Origin of the sequence: Methanococcoides sp. (assembly GCF_030594565.1) — an archaeon.
GTDB lineage: Archaea > Halobacteriota > Methanosarcinia > Methanosarcinales > Methanosarcinaceae > Methanococcoides > Methanococcoides seepicolus.
Genome location: NZ_JAUVEY010000109.1, coordinates 1 through 7,290, shown reverse-complemented (window position 1 = coordinate 7,290; position 7,290 = coordinate 1). Strand labels below are relative to the sequence as shown.

General features: G+C 42.5%; 6 protein-coding genes and 1 pseudogene. All 7 read right to left on the bottom strand.

Features of this window, described 5'->3' with window-relative positions:
* Positions 1–695, bottom strand: a pseudogene (locus QAS77_RS09040) (phosphoglucosamine mutase); the annotation flags it as partial.
* A 19-nt stretch (positions 696–714) separates the two neighbouring features.
* On the bottom strand, positions 715–2,559 hold the full coding sequence (gene glmS / locus QAS77_RS09035; protein ID WP_305065060.1) for a glutamine--fructose-6-phosphate transaminase (isomerizing): 1,845 nt from the start codon (positions 2,557–2,559) through the stop codon (positions 715–717).
* Positions 2,560–2,570: 11 nt separating this feature from the next.
* On the bottom strand, positions 2,571–3,788 hold the full coding sequence (gene glmU / locus QAS77_RS09030; RefSeq protein ID WP_250868453.1) for a bifunctional sugar-1-phosphate nucleotidylyltransferase/acetyltransferase: 1,218 nt from the start codon (positions 3,786–3,788) through the stop codon (positions 2,571–2,573).
* Positions 3,789–4,056: 268 nt separating this feature from the next.
* On the bottom strand, positions 4,057–4,515 hold the full coding sequence (locus QAS77_RS09025; RefSeq protein ID WP_250868454.1) for a 30S ribosomal protein S15: 459 nt from the start codon (positions 4,513–4,515) through the stop codon (positions 4,057–4,059).
* Positions 4,516–4,671: 156 nt separating this feature from the next.
* The gene (locus QAS77_RS09020) at positions 4,672–5,097 is read right to left on the bottom strand and encodes a hypothetical protein (protein WP_305065059.1); all 426 of its coding nucleotides are present in this window, start codon (positions 5,095–5,097) and stop codon (positions 4,672–4,674) included.
* 120 nt (positions 5,098–5,217) lie between these two features.
* A complete protein-coding gene (locus QAS77_RS09015) occupies positions 5,218–5,448 on the bottom strand; it encodes a hypothetical protein (RefSeq protein ID WP_250868459.1) in 231 nt (76 codons plus the stop codon).
* Between the two features lie 7 nt (positions 5,449–5,455).
* Positions 5,456–6,691, bottom strand: a complete 1,236-nt coding sequence (gene hisS, locus QAS77_RS09010) for a histidine--tRNA ligase (RefSeq protein WP_250868460.1) — start codon at positions 6,689–6,691, stop codon at positions 5,456–5,458.
* Positions 6,692–7,290 lie beyond the last annotated feature (599 nt).

Sequence of the window (7,290 nt, the reverse complement as noted above, 5' to 3'; positions counted from 1 at the left end):
GCATCGCCGTCCTGTGCAATACCAATGTCCGCACCGAATTCTTTTACGGCTGTTTTGAGCAGTGTAAGGTTCGCATCGTTGGGTTCAGGATTGCGTGCCGGGAAGTAACCGTCAGGCTGGGAATTAAGGGTGATGACCTCACAGCCCATTTTACGAAGCACATATGGAGATATCGTGCTACCTGCACCGCATCCGCAGTCAATGATAACACGCTTTGATGACCTTTTGACATTCTCCAGTATCATGTTGGTGTGCTGTCGGATTGCATTCGCATCTTCTGATACATTGCCTATTTTGTCCCAACTGACAGGTTCAAAATCTTCTTTCTCTATACAGTCCTCTATCTCTTCCTGCTGGCTAGAATCAAAGGCCATACCATCGGGATTCCATAACTTTATTCCTACATATTCTGCGGGATTATGGGATGCAGTTATCATTACTCCGCAATCGTAGTCCTTTGTTGCATATGCAAGGGTTGGTGTACTGACCATTCCGATCCGTACGACATCACAGCCTGCTGAAAGAAGACCGGAAATGATGGCATGTTCTATCATTTCTCCTGCAATGCGCGGGTCACGGCCTACAACTGCACTCATTTTTGTCTTACCGAGTGCAAGACCTACCTTCAGGGCAAGGTCTGGTGTTACTTCCTTGTTAGTAATTCCTCTTATTCCGGATGATCCGAATAATTTCATATGATAGCTCCATTTTTTCTTATTCAACAGTTACGCTTTTTGCAAGGTTCTTCGGTTTATCTATAGAGCATCCTCTTGCAAGGGCGGTATAATATGCAAGCAATTGCAGTACAACGGATGACAGTATTGGTGCAAGCATCTCATGTGTCGGTGGAATGCGCAGCACATGGTCAACATATTTCTCTATCTCAGTATCACCTTTTTCGGCTACGGCAATGACCCTGGCTTCTCTTGCCTTTACTTCCTTTATGTTGCTCAATATCTTGTCATAGACATGCCCCTTTGTAGCAATTGCGACAACAGGGGTTCCCTCATCAAGAAGGGCCAGTGGTCCGTGCTTTAATTCTCCGCCGGCAAAGCCTTCGGCATGTATGTATGATATCTCTTTGAGCTTTAGTGCACCTTCCAGTGCAACTGGATAATTCACATTTCTTCCAACAAAGAAATAATCCCTCTCTTCTGCGAAGATCTCAGCACATTCGCGAATCTCTGCTTTGCGGTTCAATATCTTCTGTATCTTTCCCGGAATCCTTTTAAGTTCTATCAGCAGGTCCTTCGCTTCATTTGTGTTGATAGTTCCTCTGGCTCTTGCAAAGCGTATGGAAAGTAAGTAAAGCACTATAAGCTGGGCTGTGAACGTCTTTGTGGCGGCAACCCCTATCTCTGGCCCTGCTCTTGTATATAGGACGCTGTCTACAACTCTTGTTATGCTGCTGCCAACAACATTGGTGATGGCAATGGAACTACAACCGTAGGCTTTGCAGCTTTTGACGGCTGCAAGTGTATCTGCTGTTTCACCGGATTGTGTTATGGCAATTGAGATGACATTTTTTCTCATTATTGGATTGCCGTATCGGAACTCTGAGGCGATGTCTACATCAGTGTGTATTCCGGCAAAGTTCTCAAAAAAGTATTTTCCTAAGAGTCCTGCATTCCATGATGTACCGCAGGCAATTATCTCTATCCTGTCAATATTCCTGATCTCTTCGTCGGATATGTTCAATTCTTCCAGATTGACCGAACCGTCAAGTTCGGACAGCTTTCCTGCGAACGTGTCGTGCACTGAAGTCGCTTGCTCGTGTATCTCTTTAAGCATGAAGTGGTCATAGCCTGCTTTTTCTGCTGCTTCGATATCCCATTCGATGGTAGTTGTTTCTTTTTCTATCAACTTTCCATCGATGTCGTAAAATTCAACTCCAATTGGCTGCATTTTAACGAGGTTCAGATCATCCACAAAAACGACCTTTTTTGTGTGACTTAGAAAAGCTGTAACGTCAGATGCTGCGTAGTATTCACCATCGCCTATGCCTATTATCAGAGGGCTATCTTTTCTGGCTGCCAGCATGGTATCAGGTTCACTGCTACAAACGGTGGTGATGGCATATGATCCTTCTAATTCTTTTAATGTCTGTTGAAGCGCAGTGAATAGGTCGCATGTCTTTTCGGTATTTTTTGCACTGCCATATAATTTTGAATGCATCAGATGTGCAATGACCTCTGTGTCAGTTTCAGAGAGGAACTTATATCCTTCTTTTTGTAATTGTTCTTTTATGTTCAGGTAATTCTCAATGATCCCATTATGGACTACGGATATATCGCCTGAGTTGTGTGGGTGGGAGTTGACTGTACTTGGTACTCCATGTGTGGCCCAGCGAGTGTGTCCGATACCGATGTTTCCTTTTATGTCGTCCTTAAGTATTTTTTCAAGATCTTTTATTCTGCCTATGGTCTTGTATGTAGTTATATTTTCATTTAGTAGTGTTATGCCTGCAGAGTCATAACCTCTGTATTCAAGTTTTTTCAATGACTCTACTAATATGGGGGCAGCGTCCCGTGTTCCTACATATCCTATAATTCCGCACATCTTGCTACTCCTTAGACAACAATGGAATTTTCAGGCAAATTCCGGGATATGATCTTTCCTGAATCGATATTGCAGTTCGATGAAATCATTGCTCCGGCTTTGACAAGTACTCGGTGGCCTATTATGTTGTCATCGCCTGTGATGGTCCCAAGTTTATTGACAGTTTGTATCTCTTCTTCCATTTCGATCTTGAGGTTCTCTTTGTCCTCTGTGATGAAGTAAGGTCCAATGGAATTGTTCATTCCTATCACGGAGTTGGCTATGTGTGAATGGTTTCCTATCCGTGTATTGTTCATTATGATGCTGTTCTGTATGTGGGAGAATGAGCTTATGGTCACGTTGTCCCCTATTGTTGTAGATGGGAGGATGACAACCGTTGGTGCTATTTCACAATTGTCTCCGATAAGGGCAGGCCCCACGATGTAACATCCTGATCTTATTATCGTGTTGTTTCCAATACTGACGTTTCCACGAATTATGGCACCTTCTTCAACAGTACCTTTTATTTCATGGTCTTTGTACCTGTCAAGGACCATTGAATTGTCTTTTAATATGTCCCATGAAAATACGGCATCACGCCATAGTGAATCTGTTATCACATAATCCACCTGGATGCCATCATCGATCATCTGTTGCAATGTATCTGTTATTGCATATTCTCCCATTTGGGATATGGGGGTTTGTTCGATCCTTTCAAAAATATCCTGGCCGAACATGTATATGCCTGTGTTTACTACATGGCTGATCTCAAAGGTGGGTTTTTCAATTATCTTCTTTACTTTTTTGCCATCGCAAACGATGACGCCATATCCGCGAGTATGTTCTTTTCTCGCTGTTAATATGGTCGCATTTCCGTTGTAATTTTCGAGGAGGTCTTTGATGGTTTTTGTTTCTATTACATTGTCACCGTTGAGGACAAGGATTGTTTCGTCCTCCTCTTCCATAAGTTCTGCAACCTGCTTTATGGCATGTGCTGTTCCAAGCTGTGCTTTCTGGTGGACGTATGTTATGTTTATTCCAAAATCAATGCCATCTTCAAAATAGTCCATTATACGTTCTCTCTCATAACCTACCACAATTATGAGGTCTTTTATCCCGTTTTCTGCGAGCGAGTCTATTACATGCTCGATTATTGGTTTATTTGCAACGGGCAGCATGACCTTTGAACGTGTCAGTGTGAGTGGCCTGCAACGTAGTCCTTCTCCGGCAGCCAAGATTACAGCTTTCATGACTTTTATAGGTCATTCTAAGAATTTATATCTTGCCTTTTAGGGATTTATGGGAATCTTTAAGGATTCAACTGAATTCGTATGGCTGGATCTATGTTAATGGCAAGAGTGCTAAGGATTATAAGAGGGTCTGTCTACAGGAATGGTGATATGAATAGGACGTTATCTGGTATTAATGGTTGAAAGAATATAAACAAATGTAAAAAAAAGTAGATGGATGATCGGCATGAGCCGAACATCAATAAATTCACAAGAGTGGCCAGGCCACTTATCTTGTGATCAACATTTCTGCTGTTTCTGGTTTGTACTTCCAGTCAATTGGGAGTACCTTTGCGGACTGGTAGTATTTGACGAGCCTTCTGATCTTTGATTCAGTTGACTGCAATGATCTCTTGTTGTGTACATCCTTGTTGTTAACTACAAGGTGTTTGCGTAATCCGATAGCCTTTACGATAAGGTTGTAGAGGTCTTCAGGTACGTTTGGTTCCTCGCTGTTGTCTTTCAGGATGTCTGTTACCTTCATTCCTGTTGCGAGTTTGACATCAGGTACACCGTAGTTGTCTCTGAGTACCATTCCAATAACACTTGTAGACTTGCCCTGTTTCCAGAGGTCAAGTACTACCTTTGTGATCTCTTCTGTTGTTGTTGTGGACCATGCTGGTGATTCTGATCTGATCGGTTTTGTTGAACCGGATTTTCCTTTTGTACGGGTATGCATTTTAGCCATAGCATTCCTCCTGATAATTATAATGTGATATTAAATATATTATTGTTTTGAGTTTGTGCTCAAGTTAAAGGAACGTTGGGAACATTAACTTGAATCGGTACTTTGGCGAAGTGACCTTAATACGCTTGACATTTAATATAAAGGTTATTGTCTTGCTCACCACATGGATAGGGTGATATCAACATATCCTTTATTGACCTTATTATATATGGACTCCATCTGATCATCCCTGAGTTGTCTGGTCTTATTGATATCATTGATATTTGCCATTTGGGATACTGTGTTATTTATCTCCTCTGCCATGCTGCTTTTTAGGTAGTTCGCAATATTCTTTTGGTTGGCTCGGACCATCTCTTGTTCTGTAATTGTTATTGTGTTGTTGTTGAATTCAAAAGGGTACGCTGTATGGGGTATCATCTGTGCTGATGACAGTGCGGTAGCATCGATAGTTTTGTTGAAACTATCATAATATGTGCCGAATTTAGTTGTGTTCGGGGAGTTGATATGTGTCGTGAGGGTTGTGTCGTTAATTGTATCCGTCAAGTAGCTTTTTGATGGTCTGTTATTTGTTGGCAGTGTCACCCTTGAACTTTGTTTTACTGTATCTATTGGCGGCTTGATGCCGACCGAGATAGAGCTTTTGAGCGGATATCCCTCAACTGGCTCCCATGTGCATGGTCACGTCATCCGGGATCTTTATGTCTATATATATTGTGGATCCTGCGCCACGGAAATATATCTGTTCTGAGTTGATATGAGTTTACTGATCTCTATGAGTGCGATATCTTCATTCGCTTTTTCCTTCAGGTCGGCTATTGCGGTGATGGCAAGCCCCATTATCAGCAGGACCAGTATGGCTGTTATCGTAAAACGAAGGGGCAGGGAATCGTCTGCCCTCTCGTCCTTTGTGAATGTTCTTTTTTTGGGTTGCATTATGTCTTTAACTGTTCTTTATTAGTTCAATGGCCTCATCCAGTGTTAGTTGTGACTGGTCCCCTGTTTCCATGTTCTTCACAGTTAGTTTTCCTGACTCGATCTCTTTTTTTCCGACTATGACTGCGTAATCTGCTTCAATGTTGTTGGCATGGGATAGTTGTGTTTTGAAGTTGCGCTGCATGATGTCCAGGTAGACGGTCAGTTCCTTCCTCATGCTTGTTGCGACCTTTATGGCATCGGTGCGTGTTTCATCGGTAGCTATTATTACTACGCTCTTCTGCTTATCGGGTATTATTTCGCACACTTCCATTATGCGATCGAATCCAAGTCCGAATCCTGTGGATGGTACATCTCCGCCGCCAAATAGTGAGATCAATTGGTATGAGCCTCCGCCGCATACCTGATTTTGTGCGCCAAGTCCTTCTGCATATATTTCGAAGACCATTCCGGTGTAGTAGTCAAGGCCTCTTGCTATGCCAAGGTTGATGGAATAATCGATCTCGTATGCGTCGAGGAATGTCAGGAGCTGTTCGAATTTGTCTATTTCTTCTATGTCCCCTACTATTTCCCTTGCTTTTGCTATTGCATCTGTGCCTGTGACGCAGATAAGCTCCAGTAGGTTTCTTCTAAGCTCTACCGGGGTGTTTATTTCTTCAAAGTAGTCCTCAAGTCCGGTATCATCCTTTTTGTCTACGAGGCGCATTATCTTGCTTTGTTGATCGGGTTCGAGCTCTTTGAGTATGTGGCGGATTATTCCCAGGTGGCCTACGTGAAGGTCTCCTTTGATGCCTGCTGCGTTGAGCATGGTTGTTGCAAGGGCAATTATCTCGGCATCTGCGTCAGGGCGGTTGCTGCCGATAACTTCTACGCCGAATTGCCAGAATTCTCGGAACCTTCCTTTTTGTGGTCTTTCGTAACGGAAACAGTTCTCGAAATAGAATAGTTTTTGTGGTCTTGGGGTTGCCTGCATTTCGTTGACGTACATTCTCATGACCGGCGCGGTAAGTTCAGGACGTAGTGCCATGTTCCTGTCACCTTTGTCACTGAAATTATAGAGTTCTCCGATAACTCCTTCACCGGATTTGAGGGTGAATAGCTCCAGATTCTCAAAGGTGGGGGTGATAACTTCTTTGTAGTCCCATTTGTTGACCACTTGTCTCATTATGTTCTCGACATTTCTCCTGCGAGCGGTCTCTTCTGGTAGGAAGTCCCTTGTTCCCCTTGGTTTGCTAACTTTCATTTTGATCGAATCCTAATGATATGGTAATTGTGTGATGTGGGTGGTACTACTTTTTCGTTAGTGTATATGTATGTAGGGCCAATGATGTTTGCGTCTATAGTAACTGAATGATGTATTTTATATTTTCGATTATCATTTCTATATTTGAGGTCGATCGTTTAAGGGGCTCCTCTATAAATATATATCTTGTGTTATGTGCAAATATGTGTTCATATATATACCCGTGCCAAACGTTGTCACACTATGTATAAATATGAGGACGTAGTGGTAAGGGTGCTTTCATTGAGCTGATCGGTGCCATGTTCGGTACTGTCAGGATGAGGGTTCAAAAACGTTTATGCTCTTTCATGACTGGATTCACATTCTCAAAAAATGTGGGTATGCTTTCCGATTCGGAACGTATATATAGCATGGAGGAGTTTAAGGAAATCCACTCAATGGGTGGAATTTCAATCACCTTCAAATCAAGATCATTAGTGGAGACCGGAGCTTTTTCGGTCTGACGTTGAATTTGGCAGTTCGATTAATTCTGACTGATAGTGTAAATCTATCTATCGAGAACTAATCGAAATTGTGCATGAATAAGTAACTCTCTAATT